Raw genomic sequence first — 20,150 nt, 5'->3', positions numbered from 1 at the left:
CCGATCATGATCCTGGAACTCATCGCGGCCCTGGCGTTGCAGGCCGAGGCTCCGGCGGCCCAGACCGCCAAGCCAGCGCCAGCGCGCAAGGCCGAAACCGTTCGCCGCTACGACGCCGGCGCCAGCCAGGGCGCCGCCGCCGGCCCGAACGACGTCTATTCCGTCAGCAACTGGCGCATTGTCCGCTTCGACAAGAAGACCGGCGACAAGCGCGCCGAATGGACCGGCGACAAGGCCCGATTCCCGCACATCAACTCGTGCGCGGTGATCGCAAAGGAGCTGGTCTGCGCCAGCTCCAACTTCCCCGCCACGCCCCACGTCAGCACGGTCGAGGTCTTCGATCCCATGACCCTGGCCCACAAGCGCAGCGTCTCGCTGGGCCTGGGGACGGGCTCGGTCACCTGGGTCGACCGCCACGACGGCGCCTGGTGGGCGATGTTCGCCAACTACGACGCCAAGGGCGGCGAGCCGCCGCGCGACCACCGCCACACCACGCTGGTCAAGTTCGACGACCAGTGGCGTCGCCTCGAGGCCTGGGCGCTTCCGGCCACCGTGCTTGAGCGGATCAAGCCGATGAGCATTTCCGGCGGCGGCTGGGGTCCCGACGGGCGGCTCTATCTCAGCGGCCATGATTTGCCCGAGCTCTATGTCATGCAGCTGCCGATGGGCGGCGGGGTGCTCGATCACCTCGACACCATCGGCATGGAGGCCGAGGGGCAGGCCATCGACTGGGACGAAAGCGACAAGGGCATGCTCTATGGCATCACCCGTCGAAGCCGCGAGGTGCTGGCCATGCGGGTCCCGCTGGCGAAGTAGTTTCTGCGAGCGTTTCTCATCTATGAACACCTAAGGAGCCCCGACGCCTTGCGAGTCGGGGCTCTGGCGTTTCATCATCGGGTTCAATCGCTTCCCAGCGCAGGACCCAGCCAGTGACCGAGTCGGATTCCAAGCAGCGTTCAGGCATCCAGTCGGTCGGCATCGGCCTGCGGGTGCTGGACGTGCTTGCGACCCTGGATGGGCCGGCCGCCCTGGGCGTGATCGCCCAGGCCTCGGACCTGTCGGCCTCGCAGGCCCACCGCTATCTCGCCAGCCTGGTCGCCTCGGGCATGGCCAGGCAGGACCCGGCCACCGGCCGCTACGATCTTGGTCCCGGCGCCCTGCGCCTTGGCCTGGGCGCCCTGGCGCGGGTCGACGCCTTCCGCGAGGCTGACGAGGCCATCACCGCCTTCTCGCGCGAGACCGGCCGCACGGTGCAGATCGCGGCCCTCGGTCCCAGCGGCCCGATCGTCGTGCGCTGGGCCATGGGCTCGCCGCCGGTGGCCACCTCGCTGATGGTCGGCTCGTCGCTGCCGCTGCTGCGCTCGGCCACCGGCCACGTGTTCCTGGCCTTCCGCCCCGAGAGCCACACCCGCCACATGGTCGAGCGTGAGACGCAGGCCGAGCGCGGCCTGGCGCCCGTCGACGTCGAGGCCCTGCGTCAGAGGGTGCGCCAGACCGGCTATTCGGCCATCAGCGGCTCGCTGATCCCGGGCCTGCGGGCCACGGCCCTGCCGATCTTCGACCTGCAAGGCGAGGCCGTCGTCACCGCCACGGTCCTTGCCACCGACGCCTTCGTGCCCGACCGCGACGACGAGGTCCGCCAGGCCCTGGCCGCCGTCTGCGACCAGGTGACGACCACCATCGGCGGCCGCCGCCCGGCGGTTTGAGGGGCGTCCAACCTTCTTCGTCATCCCGGAAAGCGCGAAGCGCTTATCCGGGACCCAGGGGACTGGGCTCGGCGCCTGAACTCACCGCCGGGCGCGGGCGGCTGACGCATTGCCGGCGACCCCTGGGTCCCGGCTCTACGCCCCGCTGCGCGGAGCTTCGGCCGGGATGACGAGCTGGAGGGGTCTTAAGCCGCCGCCTTGCGCAGGTCCGTGCCCGGATCCCCCGCCAGCTCCGCCTTCAGCGGCTTGCCGATCAGCCGGCGGGCCGAAGCGAAGTCGCGGGGCTGGTCGAGGCACGCGGCGCCGACCAGCACGCCGTCTCGGAGGTAGAGCCTCACAGCCTCGCCGCGCGCCACCACCGTGTCGCCGGCGGCCGGGTCGCCCAGGATCTGCAGGTTGTGGCCGCACTGGGCGGTCCAGAACCATGGGGCGGGCTCTGCTTCGGCCGGCTGGCCCAGGATCGCCAGGGCCGCCGCGCGGGCCGAGCTCTGGGCATGGGCCCAGGTCTCCATCCGCTGCGGCGCGGCCGCGTCGCCGAACCGGCGCAGGGCGAGATCCCCGATGGCGTAGACGTTCGCGTCGCCGATCGAGCGATAGGCCTCGTCGACCAGCACGCCGCCACCCACCGGCAGGCCGGCGGCCTCGGCCAGGCCCGCGCGCGGTACGATGCCGATGCCCACGACCACCAGGTCGGCTTCCAGGGTCTGGCCGTCGTCGAGTCGCAGGGTCAGGGTCTCGCCCTCCGGCTCGATGGCGGCCACGGAGCGGCCGAGGCGAATCTCCACCCCGACCCGCTCATGGGCGGCGGCCAGCCAGTCGGCGGCGTCGCCCGGCACGTTGCGGCCCAAAAGGCGCTCTCCCGCCTCGATGACGACGGCGGTCAGGCCAAGTTCCTGAAGCGTCGAGGCCGTCTCCAGCCCGATCACCCCGCCGCCGATCACCACCGCGCGACCATTTGGCTTGGCCGCCGCCGCGATGGCCTTGGCGTCGCCCGTCGTGCGCAGCGGAAAGATCCTCGGATGGGTCGGGAAGGGCAGCTGACGCGGTTCGCCGCCGGTGGCCAGGATCAGCTGATCATAGGGCAGGGCGGTCCCGTCCGAGAGCGTCACGATGCGGCTCTCGCGGTCGATCGAGGCCGCCGCGACTCCTAGCCGCAGGTCGACGCCAAGCTCGCTCCAGCGGGATTCCTCGGCGAGGTAGACGGGCGCGGCGTCCTTGCCCGACAGGTACTCCTTGGACAGGCTGGGCCGTTCGTACGGATGCTCGGCTTCCTCGCCGACCAGCGTGATCGATCCCGAAAAACCCAATTCCTTCAAGGTGATGGCGGCGGCTCCGCCGGCATGTCCGGCGCCGACTACGACGATGCGTTGTTCCATGGCGTGTGCTTCCTCTCGCGTTGCATAATATGCAATGCATTTGACATGGATCAAAACCCACGACAGGGTGAGGGTCAATGGCGACGTGAGATCGCCGCTTCGACCACCGTCTGGGAGCTGCCCATGACCATCCCCGTTCGTCCCCCGGAAGGCCGCCTGTGGCCCGCCGATGCGGACGCCGCCGTCCCGTACTGGGTCTATTCCGACCCCGAGATCTACGCCGAGGAGCTGCGCAAGATCTGGTACGGCCCGCACTGGCTGTACGTCGGCCTGGAGTGCGAGATCCCCAATGTCGGCGACTGGAAGACCGCCACCCTCGGCGAGCGTCCGGTCGTCATGGTGCGCAGCGCCGAGAACGAGATCTCGGTCGTCGAGAACCGCTGCGCCCACAAGGGCGTGAAGTTCTGCCAGGCGCGCTTTGGCCACTCGCAAGAGCTGATCTGCCCGTATCACCAGTGGTCGTACGCCCTGAACGGCGACCTGCAGGGCGTGCCGTTCCGCCGGGGCGTCAAGCGCCAGGGCGGCATGCCGGCCGACTTCGACCTTACGCAGAACGGCCTGACCAAGCTGCGCGTCGAGGAAGTCCACGGCGTCGTCTGGGCCACCTTCTCCGAAGAGACCCCGGCCTTCCGCGAGTACCTCGGCGAGAAGTTCTGGAAGCACTACACGCGCGTCTATGACGGCCGGAAGCTGGAAGTGCTGGGCTACAACCGCCAGCACATTCCTGCCAACTGGAAGCAGATGCAGGAGAACATCAAGGACCCGTACCACGCGGGCCTGCTGCACGTGTTCTTCGCCACCTTCGGCCTGTTCCGCGCCGACCAGAAGTCGGCGGTCGATATCGACGACGAGGGCCGCCACGGCATCCTGATCTCCCGCAAGGGCGAGCAGGAAAAGACCGAGGCCATGGCCGACATCCGCAACTTCCAGGGCGACCTGGTGCTCGAGGATCCCCGCGTCATGGACGTGGTGCAGGAGTTCCCCGGCGAGGAGACGGTGGGCATGATCACCATCTTCCCCAGCGTGATCCTGCAACAGCAGGTCAATTCGCTGACCACCCGTCAGATCGTGCCCAAGGGGCCAGGCGGGTTCGACTTCCACTGGACCCACTGGTGCTATGCCGACGACACGCCGGAGATGCGCCTGCGCCGCACGCGCCAGGCCAACCTCTTCGGTCCGGCCGGCTTCGTCTCGGCCGACGACGGCGAGGTGCTGGAGATGACCCAGCAGGGCGCCACGCCGTCCCCCGACGCGCACATGATCCTGCAGATGGGCGGGCGCGCCATCGAGAGCACCGACCACCAGGTCACCGAAACGGCCGTGCGCGGCATGTACCGCTACTGGCGAAAGGTGATGGGCCTGTGAGCACGACCCTGACCGACCGTCCGGCCGCGATCACGCGCGATGCGATCCGCGACCTCTATGACGACTACTACGCAACCCTGGACGAGGTGCGCCTGCACGACTGGCCCCAGTTCTTCACTCAGGACTGCCTCTATCGGGTGATCCCGCGCGAGAACTTCGAGGCCGGCTACACCCTCAGCACCATGCAGGCCGAAAGCCGCGGCATGCTGAAGGACCGGGTGACGGGCCTGACCCGCACCCAGATGTACGCGCCGCGCTACTACCGTCGCTTCCCGACCGCCCCGCGCATTGTCGGCGAAGAGAACGGCGGGGTGCGCACGCGCCACAACCTGCTGCTCGTCCAGACCTTGATCGACAAGCCTTCGGAGATCGTCCTCTCGGCGGTCTGCCACGACCTGATCGTGGCCGACGAGGGCCGCCTGCGCTTTGCCGAGCGCGTGGTGGTCTTCGACTCCGAAATGCTTCCCAACAGCTTGGTGTACCCCGTATGACCGACGTCATCGACAACGCGGCGCTGACCTGGGCGCCCGCCGTTCCCCCGTCCGACCTCGAAGAGTTCGGCGTCGCCGCCGCCACGGTCGGCGGCCTGAAGGTGGCCCTCTACGCCGTCGACGGCGCGTACTACGCCACCGCCGACCTCTGCACCCACGGCCAGGCCAGCCTGGCCGACGGCTTCCTCGACGGCGAGCTGATCGAATGCCCGCTGCACCAGGGCACGTTCAACGTGAAGACCGGCGCGGCCGTCGGCGCGCCGTGCTCGGTGGCCGTGCGCACCTTCCCGGTGAAGCTGGAAGGCGGCCTGCTGCACGTCGGCCTGCCGGGAGCCGCGTGATGGAGACGGTGCTTCGCAACGACCAGCGCAGCCAGCTCGAGGCGCTGTACGAGCAGATGGAGCCCGAAGGCCTCTATCCGCTCTGGGAAAAACTGAGCGCCCTGGTGCTGCCCCAGCCGGACTCGCCGGCCAAGGTCCACAAGTGGTCCTATGACAGCGCCCGGGACTACCTGATGCGGGCCGGCGACCTGATCAGCGCCAAGCAGGCCGAAAGGCGTGTGCTGATCCTGGAAAACCCGGGGCTCGGCGGATTGTCGAGCATCACGCCGAGCCTCTACGCCGGCCTGCAGCTGATCCTGCCGGGCGAGATCGCGCCCGCCCACCGCCACGCCCAGTGCGCGCTGCGTTTCGTGCTGGAAGGCGAGGACGCCTACACCTCGGTGGACGGCGAGAAGGCCGTGATGCGGCCCTTCGACCTGGTGCTCACCCCGGGCGGCCAGTGGCACGACCACGGCAACCCCACGGCCAAGCCGATGATCTGGCTCGACGGGCTGGACATACCCACCGTCCGCCACTTCGACGCCAGCTTCGCCGAGGGCTATGCCGAGGACCAGTTCCCCGAGCAGGTTCCCGCCGGAGACAGCCTCAACCGCTACGGCCGCAACATGCGTCCGCTGAAGGGGCACACGGCCGACCGCCGTCCGGCTCACCAGCCGCTGTTCCACTATCCCTACGCGGAGTGGCGGCCGGCGCTGGACGCCATGGCCAAGGGGGCGCAGATCGATCCGCACCTGGGCCACGCCCTGGAGTTCCTCAATCCCGTCAATGGCGGGCCGATCATGTCGACCATCTCGGCGCATGTGCGGCTGATGCCGGCCGGGTTCGAGACCCGCGACCGCCGCTCGACCGACGGCACGATCTTCGTGGTCGTGGAAGGGGAAGGGGAAGCCGTCGTCGAGGGCGAAACCATCGCCCTTAGCCCCCGCGAGATCCTCGTCGTCCCGTCGTGGAAGACGGTCCGTTTCAAGGCCCAAAGCCAACTCGTCCTGTTCGGCTACTCCGACAAGGCCTGCCAGGAAAAGCTGAACCTCTACAAGGAAGAAAACCTGTGAGCCTGATCTTCGAACCCCAGGCGCCGGTCCTGGCCGCCACCTCCACCGGCGAACAGTTCCCGGTTCGCCGCATCTTCTGCGTCGGCCGCAACTACGCCGCCCATGCCCGAGAGATGGGCCGCGATCCCGACCGCGAGCCGCCGTTCTTCTTCACCGCGTGGGCCGAGACGGTCGTGCCGGACGGCGCGACGATCGCCTATCCGCAGAAGACCAAGGACTTCCACTACGAGGCCGAGCTGGTGGTCGCCATCGGCAAGACCGGCCGCGACATCGCCGTCCAGGACGCCCTGGACCACGTCTGGGGCTACGCCACCGGCCTCGACATGACCCGTCGCGACCTGCAGCTGGAAGCCCGCGCCCAGGGCCGCCCCTGGGACACCGGAAAGAACGTCGAGCAGTCCTCGCCGCTGGGCCTGATCCAGAAGGCCGGCGAAGGCTTTGACCCGACCAAGGGCGAGATCAAGCTGACCGTCAATGGCGAGACCAAGCAGCAGGCCGACCTGGCCGACCTGATCTGGCCGGTGGCCGACATCGTCGCCTACCTGTCGGGCCTCTACCGCATCGAGCCGGGCGACCTGATCTACACGGGCACCCCGGCCGGCGTCGGCGCCGTGGTGGAGGGCGACGCGATGGTCGTCACCATCGAGGGCCTGGCCCCGCTGAACATCCAGGTTGGACCGCCCGCGGCCTGATCGCGAACCACCAAGACTAGGGACGAGGGGAGCGGCCAACAGAGCCGCCCCCTCTTAGAGGAAACGACAATGGCTACTCTTGAAGCGACGGCGGGCAACGCCGTTGTCGACCGGGCCAAGTTCGGCTCGCTGCAGTTCGGCGTCACGGCGCTCTGCGCCATCATCGCCATGCTCGACGGGTTCGACACGCAGGCCATCGCCTACGTGGCCCCGCGCATCGCCGAGGACTGGGGCCTGACCCCGGCCGCCTTCGGCCCGATCTTCGCCGTGGGCCTGCTGGGCCTGACCGTCGGCGCCTTCCTGCTCAGCCCCGCCGCCGACAAGTTCGGCCGCAAGACCATCATCCTGATCTCGACCGTGATCTTCGGCCTGTTCGCCCTTCTGACGGCGACCTCGGACACGATGAACGAGCTGCTGGCCTACCGCTTTCTCACGGGTATAGGCCTGGGCGCGGCCATGCCCAACATCATCGCCCTGACCAGCGAGTACGCCCCCGAGCGGCTGCGCGCCACGCTGGTTACGGTGATGTTCTGCGGCTTCCCGCTGGGCTCGACCCTGGGCGGGGTGCTGTCGACCGGCCTGATCGACCAGTTCGGCTGGCACTCGGTGTTCGTGCTCGGTGGCGTACTGCCGCTGCTGCTCGTGCCGGTGCTGATGGTCATGCTGCCGGAGTCGGTGCGCTTCCTGGTCGCCAAGGGCGCGCCGGAGAGCAAGATCGCGCCGATCGTCCGCCGCATCGACGCACAGGCCTCGACCGCCGAGTTCGTCGCCCACCTGCGCAGCGAGCAGGCCGAGGCCCCCAAGGGCTTCTCGGTCGCCCAGCTGTTCACCCAGGGCCGCGCGCCGGTCACTGGCCTGCTGTGGGTCGCGTTCTTCATGAACCTGCTCGTCATGTATTTCCTGGTGAACTGGCTTCCGACCCTGCTGAAGGGCGCGGGTCTGCCGCTGTCGATGGCCATCCTGTCGACCGCCACCCTAAACCTCGGCGGCGTGGTCGGCGCCATCGCCCTGGGCCGCCTGATCGACCGCTTCAGCCCCTATGTCGTGCTCGGCGCGGCCTATGCGGCTTCGGCCGCCTTCATCGCCGTCATCGCCCTGGGCGGCACCCACCTGACCACCCTGCTGGTCGGCGCGGCGCTGTCGGGCTTCGGCGTCGTCGGCGCCCAGATCGGCTGCAACGCCCTGGCGGCGTCGGTCTATCCCACCGCCATCCGCGCCACCGGCGTGGGTTGGGCGCTGGGCGTCGGCCGCGTCGGCGCCATCGTCGGCCCGCTCGTGGGCGGCGCGCTCCTCGCCAACAAGTGGGCCCCCGGTTCGATCATCCTGACGGCCGTGGTTCCCGCCCTTATCGCCTCGCTCGCCGTCTTCATCCTCGGCGGCGTGCGCAAGAAGTCCGGAGTCTGACACCACCATGATCCTGCACGGCTATTTTCGTTCGACCGCGTCGTGGCGCGTGCGGATCGCCCTGGGCCTCAAGGGCCTGCCCGCCGACCAGGTGTTCCACCACCTGCGTCGGGGCGAGCAGCGGGCGCCGGCCTTTCTGGCGATCAACCCGCAGGGCCTGCTGCCGGCCCTGGCCCTCGACGACGGCCGGGTGCTGACCCAGTCCCTGGCCATCGTCGAGTATCTCGACGAGATCCACCCGCAGCCGCCGCTGCTGCCGTCCGACCCGTTCGCCAAAGCCCAGGTTCGCGCCGTCGCCCAGGCCATCGCCTGCGACATCCACCCGGTGCAGAACCTGAAAGTCCTGGCCCGCCTGCGTGAGCTCGGCCTCGACGAGCCCGCCGTCCAGGGCTGGGCCGCCGGCGTGATCGAGGAAGGCCTCGACGCGGTCGACAAGCTGCTGGCCGGCCAGTCGGGCCGCTTCGCCTTCGGCGACGCGCCGGGCCTGGCCGACCTGGTGCTCGTGCCGCAGCTGGGCAACGCCCGGCGCTTCGGCGTCGAGCTGCGCTGGAGCCGCCTGACCGACATCGAAGCCGCCTGCCTGGAGCTCGACGCCTTCAAGTCCGCCGCGCCGTCGGCCCAGCCCGACGCCGAATAGACCCATCCCCTAAAGCCAAGAACCAAAGAGCGCGGAGCCAACCGCGCCCTCTGGAGGAAACCCATGCTGCTGACCACTGTGGCCGCGGCCGCCTTGCTTGCGCCCGTTGCCGACGCCCCGATCGCCACCCAGGCTCGAGACCGGGTCGTGCCGATCCCCGCCCAGAACGCCCCGTCGCCCGGCAACGTGCCGCCGCCGGCCGCGACCAAGGCGCCCGCCTTCAAGCTGATCAACCTCGACGAGGACTGGAGCTACCTGGCCGATCCGGCCAAGCGCGCCACGCCCTGGTCGAAGCTGAAATACATCCCCGTCGGCGAAACCAGCTATCTCAGCCTCGGCGGCGAGTTCCGCCTGCGGCTGGAAGACCGCGGCAACGAGCGTTTTGGCCGCGGCGCCCAGGACGAGGACGGCAACGCCCAGACCCGCACCCGCCTGTGGGCCGACCTGCACATGGGATCTCGCCTGCGCGCCTTCGTCGACGTCCAGGACGCCCGCAGCATCGATCTCGACAGCGGCGAGCCGCCGATCGAGGTCAGCCGCTGGGACCTGCACCAGGCCTTCCTGGAAACCAACGCCGAGGTCGGCGACGCCAAGGTCCGCCTGCGTGTCGGCCGCCAGGAACTGGGCCTGGGCGCCTACCGCCTGTTCGACATGCGCGAGGGCGCCAACAGCCGCACCTCGTTCGACATGGCCCGCGTGCTGGTCGACCGGAAGAGCGGCTGGAGCGGCGGCGCCTTCTACGGCTACGCCCTGCGCGAGGCCAAGACCTCGTGGGACGACGCCACCAACTTCGACTACCGCCTGGCCGGCGTCACCGCCTCGCGCACGCTGGGGCAGGGGCCGACGGCGCCCAAGCTTGAGCTGCTCTACGTCAACAGCGACAAGCGTGGCGCGGTCTATGACAGCGTCACCGGCGGCCGCGACCGCCGCGGCTCCTACTCGGCGCGCTTGGCCGGCCGTTACGGCCAGTGGGACTACGACCTGGAAGGCGTCTACCAGGATGGCGCGTACCGCGACCTCGACGTCTCGGCCTGGTACGTCTCGGCCATGGGCGGCTACACCTTCAAGGCCCCGTGGTCGCCGCGCCTGGGCCTGCGCCTGGAGGCGGCTTCCGGCGACAAGGACCGCAATGACGGCAAGCTGAACTCCTACGCCCAGATGTTCCCGCAGCCGATCTCGCTGCGCACCGACTTCGGCATCACCAACATGGTGGCCATCCAGCCGCAGCTGACCTTCAAGCCGACGACCAAGCTGACCGCCGGCCTGCAGGTGGCTGGCCTGTGGCGCCAGAGCGACGAGGACGGTCTCTATGGCCTCGGCGGCCAGGTGCTGCGCGGCGGTCTGGAAGGCACGGCCCACTATGTCGGCTGGCGCCAGGCGGCCTTCGCCAGCTACGCGGTCTCGCCGTTCGTGACGGTGACCGGGATCCTGAACCATACGACCTCGGGCACGTACCTCAAGCAGACCGGCATGGCCGACGACCAGACCTATGCGGGCCTGATCGTGGGTTTGCGGTTCTGAGGCCAGTTCCTCCCCCGTGAAACGGGGGAGGGGGACCGCGAAGCGGTGGAGGGGGCGAGACTGGGCTCGGCGCTCCGTCACTCGCCCCCTCCGTCACGCTGCGTATCCGCAGCGCGCCACCTCCCCCGTTTCACGGGGGAGGTGGCGGCAAACAAAAAGGCCCCGGTTTCCCGGGGCCTTTTCATTTCCGAAGCCGGAAAAGCGCTTAGCCGCGCTTTTCGACGTCGATGTAGTCGCGCTGGGTCGAGCCCGTGTAGAGCTGACGCGGACGACCGATCTTGCGGGTCGGATCCTCGAACATTTCCTTCCACTGGCTGATCCAGCCGACGGTGCGGGCCAGGGCGAACAGCACGGTGAACATGTTGGTCGGGAAGCCCATCGCGCGCAGGGTGATGCCCGAGTAGAAGTCGATGTTCGGGTACAGCTTGCGTTCGATGAAGAACGGATCGCTCAGCGCGATCTTTTCCAGTTCCATGGCCACTTCGAGCAGCGGGTCGTTGATGCCCAGCTGGCCGAGGACCTCGTGGCAGGTCTTCTGCATGACCTTCGCGCGCGGGTCGAAGTTCTTGTACACGCGGTGGCCGAAGCCCATCAGCTTGTGCTTGCGAGCCTTCACGCCCTCGATGAACTCGGGGATCTTGTCGACCGTGCCGATCTGCTCGAGCATCTCCAGGGCTTCCTGGTTGGCGCCGCCGTGCGACGGGCCCCACAGGCAGGCGATGCCGGCGGCGATGCAGGCGAACGGGTGAGCGCCCGACGAACCGGCCAGGCGGACGGTCGAGGTCGAGGCGTTCTGCTCGTGGTCGGCGTGCAGGATGAAGATGCGGTCCATGGCGCGGGTCAGGACCGGGTTCGGCTTCCAGTCCTCGGCCGGGACCGAGAAGCACATGCGCAGGAAGTTTTCCGAGTACGACAGGTCATTGCGCGGCGACACGAACGGCTGGCCGACCGTGTACTTGTAGGCGCGGGCGGCGATCGTCGGCATCTTCGCGATCAGGCGATGAGCGCTTATTTCGCGTTCACGGGCGTCGTCGACGTTCATGCTGTCGGCGTAGAAGGCAGACAGGGCGCCCACGGCGCCGGTCATGACGGCCATCGGGTGGGCGTCGCGACGGAAGCCTTCGAAGAACCGGTCGAACTGCGCGTGCAGCATCGTGTGGTAGGTGATGTTGTTCTCGAACTTGGCCAGCTCGGCGGCCGTCGGCAGCTCGCCGTTCAGCAGCAGGTGGCAGACTTCGAGGAACGACGACTTCTCGGCGAGCTGGTCGATCGGATAACCGCGGTGCAGCAAAACGCCGGCGTCACCGTCGATATAGGTGATCTTGCTCTCGCACGAGGCGGTCGAGGTGAAGCCCGGGTCGAAGGTGAAATGGTCGCTTTCGCCGTAGACCTTTCGGATGTCCAGAACGTCCGGACCCGTGCTGCCCTTGAGGATCGGCAGCTCGTAGCTCTTTTCGCCGATCGTCAGCGTGGCTTTGTCGGTCATGCGAGAGACCCTTTCAATAGTGGTACGATCAGTCCAGTTTTGCATTTCGCGGGTGCGTTATAGCGCCTCATGCGCGCGACGCCAGCGCATCGTCAAGCCGCCCGAGCGACTCGTCTCGTCCCAGGGCCGCCATGATCTTGTTCAGGTCAGGCGCCTGGGCCCCGCCGGTGAGGATTCCACGCAGCGGCGGGCCGAACTTTCCAAAGCCGACAGCCTCGGATTCAGCAAACGATTTCAACAGCGCCTCGAGTTCCGCGACGCCCCACACCGGGGCGGCGGCGAGATGTTCACGAAGTCGTGCGAGGCGCGCGACCGTTTCCTCGGAAAGCTGCTTGGCGGTTTTTTCCTCGAGCGTCAGCGGACGCACCTTCAGCGCGAAGGCCACGTGCTCGCCCAACTCCAGGATGGTCTTGGCGCCTTCCTTGACCTGCGGAACGGTCGAGGCGATGCGCGCCTCGGCGTCGGCCGGCAGGTCGGTCCCGGCGGCGGTCAGGGCCTTCAGCGTCAGCGCGGTCAGGCGCGCGTCGTCGGCCTGGCGCAGGTGCTGGCTGTTGATGAAGTTCAGCTTGGCCCAGTCCAGGCGGGCAGGGGCCTTCACGACGTCCTTGACGTCGAACCAGCTGATCGCCTGCTCGTCGTTGAACACCTCGTCGTCGCCGTGACCCCAGCCCAGGCGCGCCAGGTAGTTGCGCAGCCCTTCGGGGATGTAGCCCATGTCGGCGAACTCGCCGACGGCCTGCGCCCCGTGGCGCTTGGAGAGCTTGGCGCCGTCCGGCCCGTGAATCAGCGGGATGTGGGCGAAGGCCGGCACGTCCCATTCCATCGCCTTGTAGATCAGGCTCTGGCGGGCGGCGTTGTTCAGGTGGTCGTCGCCGCGGATGACGTGGGTCACGCCCATGTCGTGGTCGTCGACCACCACGGCGAGGTTGTAGGTCGGCGCACCGTCGTTGCGCAGCAGGACGAGGTCGTCCAGCTCGATGTTGCGGAACGTCACCGGGCCCTTGACCATGTCGTCGACCAGGGTCTCGCCTTCCAGCGGGCCCTTGAAGCGGATGACGTGCGGCGCGCTGGGGTCGGCCGGCGGCGGGGCGTCGCGCCACGGCGAGCGGATGGCGCGGCCTTCGGCGCGGGCCTTCTCGCGGGCGGCTTCCAGCTCTTCGACGGTCATCCAGCAGCGATAGGCGCGGCCCTTGGCCAGCAGATCCTGGACCACTTCGCGGTGACGGTCGGCGCGGCTGAACTGGAAGATCGGTTCCTCGTCCGACTTCAGGCCCAGCCAGTCCAGGCCCTCGAAGATCGCGGCCACGGCGGCGTCGGTCGAGCGCTCGCGGTCGGTGTCCTCGACGCGAATAAGGAACTTCCCTCCCGTATGGCGTGCATATAACCAGTTGAACAGCGCCGTGCGGGCGCCGCCGATATGCAGGAAGCCGGTCGGCGACGGGGCGAAGCGGGTGACGACGCCGCTGGGGGCGGGGGAGGAACTGGACATAGGCTTCGAAGCTGACGGTCTGGAGGCCGCGGGGGCGGCGGGAGGCCCGACGGCGCGCGGCGCGCGCGCCGGCCGTTGGGCGGCGCGTCTTAGCACGGCCGTTCGAAGGTGTCCTAGTCCCGCAACCTTTGTCACACAACTGATCGACGAGGCGCGGCTCAACGCCGCCCGATGGATGTTGTGGAGCCCCGTGGCCTTCGCGCTCGGCGCGGCGGCCTATCTGGGGCTGAAGGCCGAGCCCAGCTGGTCGCTGCTGGCCCTCGTGTCCCTGGCGCTGGGCGTCCTGGCGGTCTGGAGCCGGGGCTGGACACGTTGGAGCGGCCTGGCCGTGCCGCTGACCCTGCTAGCCTTCGCCGCCGCTGGCGCGCTGGCCGGCAAGGTCCGCTGCGACCGCGTCGCCGCGCCGGTCATGCCCGTCGAGCGGGGCGTTCGGGTGGTCGATGGATTCGTCGTCGACGTGGTTTCGCCGGGTGCGGCCGGACCGCGCCTGCTGATCGCGCCCGTTTCGATCTCGCGCCTTTCGTCGGCGGCCACCCCGACTCGCATCCGCGTCAGCCTGCCTGAAGGCGTCGAGGCCCCGCCGCCGGGATCGAGCTTGCGCCTGCGCGCCATGCTGTCGGCCCCGCCGCCGCCGGCCGCGCCCGGATCCCACGACTTCGCCCGCGACGCCTGGTTCAACGGTATCGGCGGCGTCGGCTTCACGGTCGGCGAGATCGAGGAGGCCGCGCTAGATGCGCCGCCCCGGCGCCTGCGCCTCTCGATGGCGATCAACGCCATGCGCTGGAGCCTGGCCTCGCGCATCGTCGAACGCCTGGGGCCCGAGAGCGGCGGCATCGCCGCGGCCATGGTCACCGGCCACGAGGCCTGGGTCAGTCCTGAGCAGACCGAGGCCATGCGCGCCTCGGGCCTCGCCCACATCCTCTCCATATCGGGCCTGCACATGGCCATCGTCGGCGGCTTCGTGTTCGCGGCCGTGCGGCTGGTGATCGCCGCCTGGCCGTGGGCGGCCCTGCGCTTTCCGGGCAAGAAGATCGCCGCCCTGGCCGGTCTCGCGGCCGTCGGCGCCTATCTGATCGTTTCCGGCGCGCCGCCGCCGGCTCTGCGCGCGGCGATCACGGCGGGCGTGGCGTTCCTGGCCATTCTCGCCGACCGCCAGGCCGTCAGCCTGCACGGCCTGGCCCTGGCGGCGCTGATCATCCTCGTGGCCCAGCCCGAGCAGGCCGGCGCGGCGGGGTTCCAGATGTCGTTCGCCGCCACCGCCGCCCTGGTCGCCCTGGCCGAGGCCTGGCCGCGCCAGCCGCGCGAGATCCAGGTGCCCTGGCCCATCCGCTTCACCCAAGCCGCCCTGGCCTGGCTGGCCATCAGCGTCGGCGCCAGCTTCGTGGCGGGCCTGGCCACCGGCCCCTTCGCCATGCAGCACTTCAACCGGGTGGCCATCTGGGGGCTGCCGGCCAACCTGGTAGTCTCGCCGCTGTCGTCCTTCGTGATCATGCCGTTCCTGGCGGTCGGCGCGGCGCTGGAGCCCCTGGGCCTGGGCGGGCCGTTCCTGGCCGTAGCCGGCTGGGGCATCGAGGCCATGACCGCCGTCGCCCGCTGGTTCGCCAGCGCCCACGGCGCCCAGCAGACCGTGGCCAGCGCCCCGGGCTTCACCCTGGTGCTGTCGTTCCTCGGCGTCATGCTGCTGTGCCTGTGGAAGGGTCGCCTGCGCTGGCTGGGCGCGCCGCTGTTCCTGGCCGTGGCCCTGTGGCCGCGTCCGGCCGCGCCCGACCTCTGGATCGCCGCCGACGGCGCCACGGCCGTCGCCCGCCGGGGCGGGGACGCGGTGCTGCTACGCCCCGACGCGCGCCGCTTCGGCGCCGAGCTGTGGGCCCGCCGACGCGGCCTGACCCCCGTCGACGGCGGCGGCTTCACCTGCGACCGCGCCTCATGCCGTCCGGGGCAGGGCGCGCCCGTCGCCGCCAGCCTGTCCTGGACCCGCCGCGCCCCGGCCGCCGAGGCCCTTGAGCAGCTTTGCGCCGGCGCCGAGGTCGTCGTCCTGCGCGGCCCCAGGCCCGCCGCCCTGCCGGCCGCCTGTCATGACGCCGTCGTGCTGGCGGGCGAGGATTTCGCCGCCGGCGGCGCGGCCGAGCTCTGGCGCAAGCGCGACGGCTGGTGGATCGTCTGGACCACGCCGGGGCGCGGCCAGCGTCCCTGGACCACGACTGCTGACACGATTGCGCAAGAACCGGGCGGATGATGCCGCGCTGCCGCGGCTATCTGGCGGCGACGACTCGTTTGGAGAGCCAGGACCGATGACGAACGCCACCTTCGCCGCCCGCCGCGCCGCCTTCCGGGCCCTGCACCAGGACGGCTTCTTCGTGCTGCCAAACCCGTGGGACGCTGGTGGCGCTCATCGCCTGCGAAAGCTCGGCTTCAAGGCCCTGGCCTCGACCAGCGCCGGCATGGCCTGGTCCTGGGGCCGCGCCGACGGCGAGGTCAGCGTAGACGAAGTGATCGAGCACCTGGCCCTGCTGGTCGCCGCCACCGACCTGCCGGTCAACGCCGATTTCGAGGCGGGCTTTGCTGAAACCGCCCAGGGCGTCGCCGCCAATGTCGCCCGCGCGGTCGAGACCGGGGTGGCGGGCCTCTCCATCGAGGACCGCGTCGGCGCGGACCTCTACGCCCTCGACATCGCCGTCGAGCGCCTGGCCGCCGCCCGGTCGGCCATCGACGCCTCGGGCCAGGACGTCATGCTGGTGGGCCGCACCGAGGGCTTCCTGATCGGCCGAGACGAGCTGGCGCCCACCATCGAGCGTCTCGTGGCCTATTCGGAAGCCGGCGCCGACTGCCTCTACGCCCCGGGCGTGACCCGATACGACGACATCGCCGCCATCGTCGCGGCCGTCGCCCCCAAGCCGGTCAACGTGCTGCTGTGGGGCCCCGACATGAAGCTCGCCGACCTGCCGGGCCTGGGCGTGCGCCGCGCCAGCACCGGAGCGGCCCTGGCCGCGGCGGCCTGGGCAGGCTTCGAGGCGGCGGCTAAGGAGCTGGTGATCTAGGCGCGACCGACATTCAGGATCTGAGACGAAAACCTCGTCCTTCGACGGGCTCAGGATGAGGTTTTTCTGACAGCCAAGCCTGTAAATGGTCCTCACCCTGAGCCTGTCGAAGGGCGAGGACCACGCCCAAGCCGCTGATTTCGATCCGCCCTAGGGCCGCTTGATCGGCAGGATCGCGCCGTCGGCGCCGTAGCTCAGCGGCGCCAGAGTGATCGAGCGCCTATGATCGCCGCCGCCGGGCAACAGCTTGTCGTGATAGAAGAACCACCACCGGCCGTCGCGCTCGATGATGGCCTGGTGGTTGGTCGAGATCGGCAGGTAGTCGAGGATCACGCCGCGATAGGCGTAGGGCCCCATCGGCGATTTCGCGGTGGCGTAGACGATCTGGCCCGGCCAGCCGGTCGAGAAGCTGAAATAGTAGAGGCCGTTCCGCTTATGCAGGAACGGCGCCTCGCCGTACTTCTTCTTCGGGTCGTTCGCCGGATAGCCGGTGACCACGAGGTTCTCGATCGGACCGGCCAGCGAGGCCATGTCCGCCCCCAGCCGCACGATCTTGGGCACGCGGGTGCCAAACAGCATGTAGGCTTGGCCGTCGTCGTCGATCAGCACCTGCGGGTCGATCGGCTCGTCGCCGGCGTTTGCGTCGCGGGCCTTGTCGACCAGCGGCGCGCCGATGGCGTCCTTGAACGGGCCCTGCGGCCGATCGGCCACGGCCACGCCGATCTTGTCGCCGCCTACGGGTGCGTAGAAGTAATATTTGCCGCCGCGCTCGACCGCGCCCGGCGCCCAGGCCTTGGCGTCGGGCCTGGCCCACTTGAACACCGTCACGTCCAGGAACGCACCGTCGTCGCTCCAGGTCTTCAGGTCCTTGGAGCTGTAGAGCCGCCAGGACGTCGAGTCCCAGTACTTGCCTGAGTTCGACGCGTCGTCGGTGGTGTAGACATAGACCGTGTCGCCGAACACGTGCGGCGAGGGATCGGCGCTGAACCGCTGGGTGATCGGCTGGGCGGCGGCGCCGAGGCCAAGCGCAAGGCAGAGGGCGGCGCTTAAGGATACGATGGGCGCGTGGGACATGGGTGCTCCTCCGATCGGCCGATGGCGCCGGCGCGTCTTGCATGACGCGCCTGACGGCCTTGGGTCTGGAGTAGCAGCTTCGATTAACTCAGACAAATATGCGTTCAGCGCGCCGTGACCCGCGTCGAGCCATTGCGGCTGACCTTGAAGCTGAGCGAGACGCGCAAGCGTCGGCCCTCCGTGGGCGCGCCGCCGCGGGTGGCCACGTCCGTGCTCGCATCGGCCAGCAGTTTCAGCGTCGCCTGATCGAAGCCGTAGTCGGCGGCCTCGACCGCCTCGATGCGGCAGTCGACCAGGGCGCCGGCGGCCGCCGCGCGGCAGAGGGCGGTCGTCCTGGACGAGACGCCGCCGCGCATGGCGCGGTCGGGATAGTAGCCCGTGAAGGGCCAGCGCCCCCTGTGCAGCCCGACCTCGGAGAGGGTCAGGACCGGTTCGCCGGCGGGCGGCGCGACGGCGGCGGCCTGCGCGGCCAGCAGCAGGAACATCATGGCTATCTCCCCCAGGCAGCGACGCCTCGAGCCTTAGGGCGCGCCCCAGACGCAAGCAAGGCGCGAGCGCCTTTCGACACCCGCGCCTCGCGCGTCTTGCCCGGTGACGGCCGCCGTCAGTGATAGCGACGGATCAGGCCCACCAGCTTGCCCTGCACCTCGACCTGGTCGGGACCGAAGATGCGGGTCTCGTACTTGGGATTGGCCGCCTCCAGGGCGATCGAGCCGCCCTTCTTGCGCAGGCGCTTGAGGGTGGCTTCCTCGCCGACCAGGGCGACGACGATCTCGCCGCTGTTGGCCGTGTCGCCCTTGCGAATGATCACGTAGTCGCCGTCGAGGATGCCGGCCTCGATCATCGAGTCGCCCTGCACCTCGAGGACGTAGTGCTCGCCGCCGCCCAGCATGGTCTCGGGCACCGGCAGGCGGTCGCGTTCATGCTGGATGGCGTCGATCGGCGTACCGGCGGCGATGCGGCCCAGGATCGGCAGCTCACGGCTGGTGTCGGGCAGGGGAGCGAGCGGGGCGGGAGCCGACGGGGCCGGACCGCCGCCTTCCAGCACCTGCGGACGGAACGCGCCGCGGCCCTTGGGCGGGGCGGCCGTGGTCGCCTGCTGCGGCAACTTCACAACCTCCAGCGCCCGGGCTCGGTGAGCCAGGCGACGGATGAAGCCGCGCTCTTCCAGGGCCGTGATCAGCCGGTGAATGCCCGACTTCGACGCAAGGTCCAGGGCTTCCTTCATCTCGTCGAAGGAGGGGGAGACGCCGGTCTCCTTGATCCGTTCGTGGATGAACATCAGCAGCTCGTGCTGCTTGCGGGTGAGCATGACGGCCTCGCAAGTCGTCGCGGAACAAACCGCAAACCTTTCGAATGTTCTCTAGGTGTTCTTGGTTAAGGTCAAGTGAATTGCAGCGACCGGCGTTCTTTGAAATCGGGATCGAAGGCGCTGTCAGAAACCGCCGCCTAAGTGACTGATTTCACGCCGATTGATCGCGCCGTCCTGATGCGCTGGCGGATACCCGCCATGCCCGGATGAGCGCGGATTTTCCGTGAACGGCGGGATCGGGCCGTGCCGGCTCGGGTGGAAATCCGCGCGCCGGAACGCCGATTCCCGCCGCGTGGTCACCGATTCACAGCCGTCGGAACGAGCGATTCCATCGCGGTCCGGCGCCGGCCTCCCACGAGAACAGCACCACCTCGGCGCGGCCCACGAGGTTCTCGAACGGCACGAAGCCCATGCCGATCTCCGCCGGCAGGAGGGCGTCCACGGCCGGGTTCCAGGCGCAGCGGGCCTCGCCGGCCGGTATGAGACCCGGATCGAAGCGGCTGTCGAGCGAGTTGTCGCGATTATCGCCCATCACGAAATAGCACCCCTCGGGCACGCGATAGGCCGCCGTATTGCCCGCCGCCGTGCGCGGGCCGTAGCTGTTGATCAGGTGGGTCCTGCCGCCGGGCAGGGTCTCGGCGAAGCGTTCGGCCGGCAGCACGCCGAACGGCGTCTCCTCGATCCGGGTCCCCATCGGCTGCTGGGCCACGGGCGTTCCGTTGATGCGCAGCACCCCGTCGACCATCTGAAGTTCGTCGCCGGGCAGGCCGACCAGCCGCTTGATGACGTCGGTGCGGCCATCGCCCGGCTTCTTGAACACCACCACGTCGCCGCGCGTCGGCGCGCGGCCCATCAGCCGCCCATGGCCGACCGCCGGGCTCAGCGGCGCCGAATGGCGGCTCCAGCCATAGGCGAACTTGTTGACCAGGATGTAGTCGCCGACCAGCAGGGTCGGCTCCATCGAGGCCGACGGGATCGTGAAGGGCTGGCACAGCACCGTGCGAGGCACGAGCACGATGGCGACCGTCACCGCCAGCGTCCTGGCCCAGTCGATCACGCTCGAACGCAGCGCAGCCTTGGTCATGCGAAAGCCCCTCGATGTCGAACACCGAGGGGCATTGAGAAGCGCGAGCTTGGCTGAAACGTGGCCGAGCGGTGTTATCGGG

At 69.4% G+C, this 20,150-nt stretch carries 19 protein-coding genes and 1 pseudogene; 13 read left to right on the top strand and 7 right to left on the bottom strand.

The genetic code is table 11. From position 1 onward, the window contains the following. The first annotated feature begins 6 nt into the window (after positions 1 to 6). Both DDF62_RS23690 and DDF62_RS23685 read left to right on the top strand, forming a co-directional pair. Positions 7 to 816, top strand: coding sequence for a hypothetical protein (locus DDF62_RS23690; protein ID WP_116491393.1), 810 nt, complete (start codon positions 7 to 9; stop codon positions 814 to 816). Positions 817 to 929: 113 nt separating this feature from the next. Then, positions 930 to 1,706: an IclR family transcriptional regulator gene (locus DDF62_RS23685; RefSeq protein ID WP_116491392.1), complete on the top strand. Its 777-nt coding sequence runs from the start codon at positions 930 to 932 to the stop codon at positions 1,704 to 1,706. Between the two features lie 185 nt (positions 1,707 to 1,891). On the opposite strand, the gene DDF62_RS23680 is transcribed toward DDF62_RS23685, so the two are convergent. Then, positions 1,892 to 3,082, bottom strand: coding sequence for an NAD(P)/FAD-dependent oxidoreductase (locus DDF62_RS23680; RefSeq protein ID WP_116491391.1), 1,191 nt, complete (start codon positions 3,080 to 3,082; stop codon positions 1,892 to 1,894). Between the two features lie 123 nt (positions 3,083 to 3,205). Between DDF62_RS23680 and DDF62_RS23675 the strand changes: the two genes are divergently transcribed. The 9 genes and pseudogenes from DDF62_RS23675 to DDF62_RS26385 all read left to right on the top strand — a co-directional run. Continuing rightward, the gene (locus DDF62_RS23675) at positions 3,206 to 4,447 is read left to right on the top strand and encodes an aromatic ring-hydroxylating dioxygenase subunit alpha (RefSeq protein ID WP_116491390.1); all 1,242 of its coding nucleotides are present in this window, start codon (positions 3,206 to 3,208) and stop codon (positions 4,445 to 4,447) included. After that, positions 4,444 to 4,938 (top strand): aromatic-ring-hydroxylating dioxygenase subunit beta, encoded by a 495-nt coding sequence (locus tag DDF62_RS23670; protein WP_116491389.1) that lies wholly within the window; start codon positions 4,444 to 4,446, stop codon positions 4,936 to 4,938. The genes DDF62_RS23675 and DDF62_RS23670 overlap by 4 nt, the downstream gene beginning before the upstream one ends. Next, the gene (locus DDF62_RS23665) at positions 4,935 to 5,279 is read left to right on the top strand and encodes a non-heme iron oxygenase ferredoxin subunit (protein WP_116491388.1); all 345 of its coding nucleotides are present in this window, start codon (positions 4,935 to 4,937) and stop codon (positions 5,277 to 5,279) included. Before DDF62_RS23670 ends, DDF62_RS23665 begins: the two co-directional genes overlap by 4 nt. Further along, positions 5,279 to 6,331, top strand: coding sequence for a gentisate 1,2-dioxygenase (gene gtdA, locus DDF62_RS23660; RefSeq protein WP_116491387.1), 1,053 nt, complete (start codon positions 5,279 to 5,281; stop codon positions 6,329 to 6,331). The genes DDF62_RS23665 and gtdA overlap by 1 nt, the downstream gene beginning before the upstream one ends. Beyond that, positions 6,328 to 7,023 carry a fumarylacetoacetate hydrolase family protein gene (locus DDF62_RS23655; RefSeq protein ID WP_116491386.1) on the top strand — a complete coding sequence of 232 codons (696 nt, stop codon included), beginning with the start codon at positions 6,328 to 6,330 and terminating at the stop codon, positions 7,021 to 7,023. Before gtdA ends, DDF62_RS23655 begins: the two co-directional genes overlap by 4 nt. A gap of 69 nt (positions 7,024 to 7,092) precedes the next feature. Beyond that, the gene (locus DDF62_RS23650) at positions 7,093 to 8,427 is read left to right on the top strand and encodes an MFS transporter (protein ID WP_116491385.1); all 1,335 of its coding nucleotides are present in this window, start codon (positions 7,093 to 7,095) and stop codon (positions 8,425 to 8,427) included. A 7-nt stretch (positions 8,428 to 8,434) separates the two neighbouring features. Then, complete coding sequence (gene maiA, locus DDF62_RS23645; protein ID WP_116491384.1) at positions 8,435 to 9,064, top strand: maleylacetoacetate isomerase; 630 nt, start codon at positions 8,435 to 8,437, stop codon at positions 9,062 to 9,064. Positions 9,065 to 9,127: 63 nt separating this feature from the next. Then, positions 9,128 to 10,585 (top strand): alginate export family protein, encoded by a 1,458-nt coding sequence (locus tag DDF62_RS23640; protein ID WP_116491383.1) that lies wholly within the window; start codon positions 9,128 to 9,130, stop codon positions 10,583 to 10,585. A gap of 3 nt (positions 10,586 to 10,588) precedes the next feature. Continuing rightward, positions 10,589 to 10,726: pseudogene (locus tag DDF62_RS26385) on the top strand (hypothetical protein); the annotation flags it as partial. 64 nt (positions 10,727 to 10,790) lie between these two features. Here DDF62_RS26385 and gltA read toward each other — a convergent pair. Beyond that, positions 10,791 to 12,071, bottom strand: coding sequence for a citrate synthase (gene gltA / locus DDF62_RS23630; protein WP_116491381.1), 1,281 nt, complete (start codon positions 12,069 to 12,071; stop codon positions 10,791 to 10,793). 67 nt (positions 12,072 to 12,138) lie between these two features. After that, a complete protein-coding gene (gene gltX, locus DDF62_RS23625) occupies positions 12,139 to 13,560 on the bottom strand; it encodes a glutamate--tRNA ligase (RefSeq protein ID WP_116491380.1) in 1,422 nt (473 codons plus the stop codon). A 175-nt stretch (positions 13,561 to 13,735) separates the two neighbouring features. Between gltX and DDF62_RS23620 the strand changes: the two genes are divergently transcribed. Continuing rightward, entirely contained in the window at positions 13,736 to 15,796 is a 2,061-nt protein-coding gene (locus DDF62_RS23620) for a ComEC/Rec2 family competence protein (protein WP_116491379.1), read from the top strand. Positions 15,797 to 15,851: 55 nt separating this feature from the next. Continuing rightward, a complete protein-coding gene (locus tag DDF62_RS23615; protein ID WP_116491378.1) occupies positions 15,852 to 16,598 on the top strand; it encodes an isocitrate lyase/PEP mutase family protein in 747 nt (248 codons plus the stop codon). 150 nt (positions 16,599 to 16,748) lie between these two features. Here DDF62_RS23615 and DDF62_RS23610 read toward each other — a convergent pair whose 3' ends face one another. The 4 genes from DDF62_RS23610 to lepB all read right to left on the bottom strand — a co-directional run bounded on the left by DDF62_RS23610 (position 16,749) and on the right by lepB (position 20,068). Further along, complete coding sequence (locus DDF62_RS23610) at positions 16,749 to 17,672, bottom strand: family 43 glycosylhydrolase (RefSeq protein WP_116491377.1); 924 nt, start codon at positions 17,670 to 17,672, stop codon at positions 16,749 to 16,751. A 104-nt stretch (positions 17,673 to 17,776) separates the two neighbouring features. Continuing rightward, positions 17,777 to 18,160 (bottom strand): hypothetical protein, encoded by a 384-nt coding sequence (locus DDF62_RS23605; protein WP_116491376.1) that lies wholly within the window; start codon positions 18,158 to 18,160, stop codon positions 17,777 to 17,779. A 116-nt stretch (positions 18,161 to 18,276) separates the two neighbouring features. Continuing rightward, positions 18,277 to 18,984, bottom strand: coding sequence for a transcriptional repressor LexA (gene lexA, locus DDF62_RS23600; protein ID WP_116491375.1), 708 nt, complete (start codon positions 18,982 to 18,984; stop codon positions 18,277 to 18,279). Between the two features lie 304 nt (positions 18,985 to 19,288). Further along, positions 19,289 to 20,068 carry a signal peptidase I gene (lepB, locus tag DDF62_RS23595; RefSeq protein WP_116491374.1) on the bottom strand — a complete coding sequence of 260 codons (780 nt, stop codon included), beginning with the start codon at positions 20,066 to 20,068 and terminating at the stop codon, positions 19,289 to 19,291. Positions 20,069 to 20,150: the final 82 nt, after the last annotated feature.

Source organism: Caulobacter radicis (assembly GCF_003094615.1).
GTDB lineage: Bacteria > Pseudomonadota > Alphaproteobacteria > Caulobacterales > Caulobacteraceae > Caulobacter > Caulobacter radicis.
Note: the sequence above shows the minus strand (reverse complement) of the source record. Positions and strands in the feature narration are given on the sequence as shown.

Excerpts from the sequence above, each read along its gene's own strand:
- gtdA (WP_116491387.1), top strand. The coding sequence starts at position 5,279 with ATGGAGACGGTGCTTCGCAACGACCAGCGCAGCCAGCTCGAGGCGCTG.
- maiA (WP_116491384.1), top strand. The coding sequence starts at position 8,435 with ATGATCCTGCACGGCTATTTTCGTTCGACCGCGTCGTGGCGCGTGCGG.
- gltX (WP_116491380.1), bottom strand. The coding sequence starts at position 13,560 with ATGTCCAGTTCCTCCCCCGCCCCCAGCGGCGTCGTCACCCGCTTCGCC.
- DDF62_RS23640 (WP_116491383.1), top strand. The coding sequence starts at position 9,128 with ATGCTGCTGACCACTGTGGCCGCGGCCGCCTTGCTTGCGCCCGTTGCC.
- DDF62_RS23665 (WP_116491388.1), top strand. The coding sequence starts at position 4,935 with ATGACCGACGTCATCGACAACGCGGCGCTGACCTGGGCGCCCGCCGTT.
- DDF62_RS23675 (WP_116491390.1), top strand. The coding sequence starts at position 3,206 with ATGACCATCCCCGTTCGTCCCCCGGAAGGCCGCCTGTGGCCCGCCGAT.
- DDF62_RS23650 (WP_116491385.1), top strand. The coding sequence starts at position 7,093 with ATGGCTACTCTTGAAGCGACGGCGGGCAACGCCGTTGTCGACCGGGCC.
- DDF62_RS23680 (WP_116491391.1), bottom strand. The coding sequence starts at position 3,082 with ATGGAACAACGCATCGTCGTAGTCGGCGCCGGACATGCCGGCGGAGCC.
- DDF62_RS23615 (WP_116491378.1), top strand. The coding sequence starts at position 15,852 with ATGACGAACGCCACCTTCGCCGCCCGCCGCGCCGCCTTCCGGGCCCTG.
- gltA (WP_116491381.1), bottom strand. The coding sequence starts at position 12,071 with ATGACCGACAAAGCCACGCTGACGATCGGCGAAAAGAGCTACGAGCTG.
- lexA (WP_116491375.1), bottom strand. The coding sequence starts at position 18,984 with ATGCTCACCCGCAAGCAGCACGAGCTGCTGATGTTCATCCACGAACGG.
- DDF62_RS23620 (WP_116491379.1), top strand. The coding sequence starts at position 13,736 with ATGTTGTGGAGCCCCGTGGCCTTCGCGCTCGGCGCGGCGGCCTATCTG.
- DDF62_RS23605 (WP_116491376.1), bottom strand. The coding sequence starts at position 18,160 with ATGATGTTCCTGCTGCTGGCCGCGCAGGCCGCCGCCGTCGCGCCGCCC.
- DDF62_RS23690 (WP_116491393.1), top strand. The coding sequence starts at position 7 with ATGATCCTGGAACTCATCGCGGCCCTGGCGTTGCAGGCCGAGGCTCCG.
- DDF62_RS23610 (WP_116491377.1), bottom strand. The coding sequence starts at position 17,672 with ATGTCCCACGCGCCCATCGTATCCTTAAGCGCCGCCCTCTGCCTTGCG.
- lepB (WP_116491374.1), bottom strand. The coding sequence starts at position 20,068 with ATGACCAAGGCTGCGCTGCGTTCGAGCGTGATCGACTGGGCCAGGACG.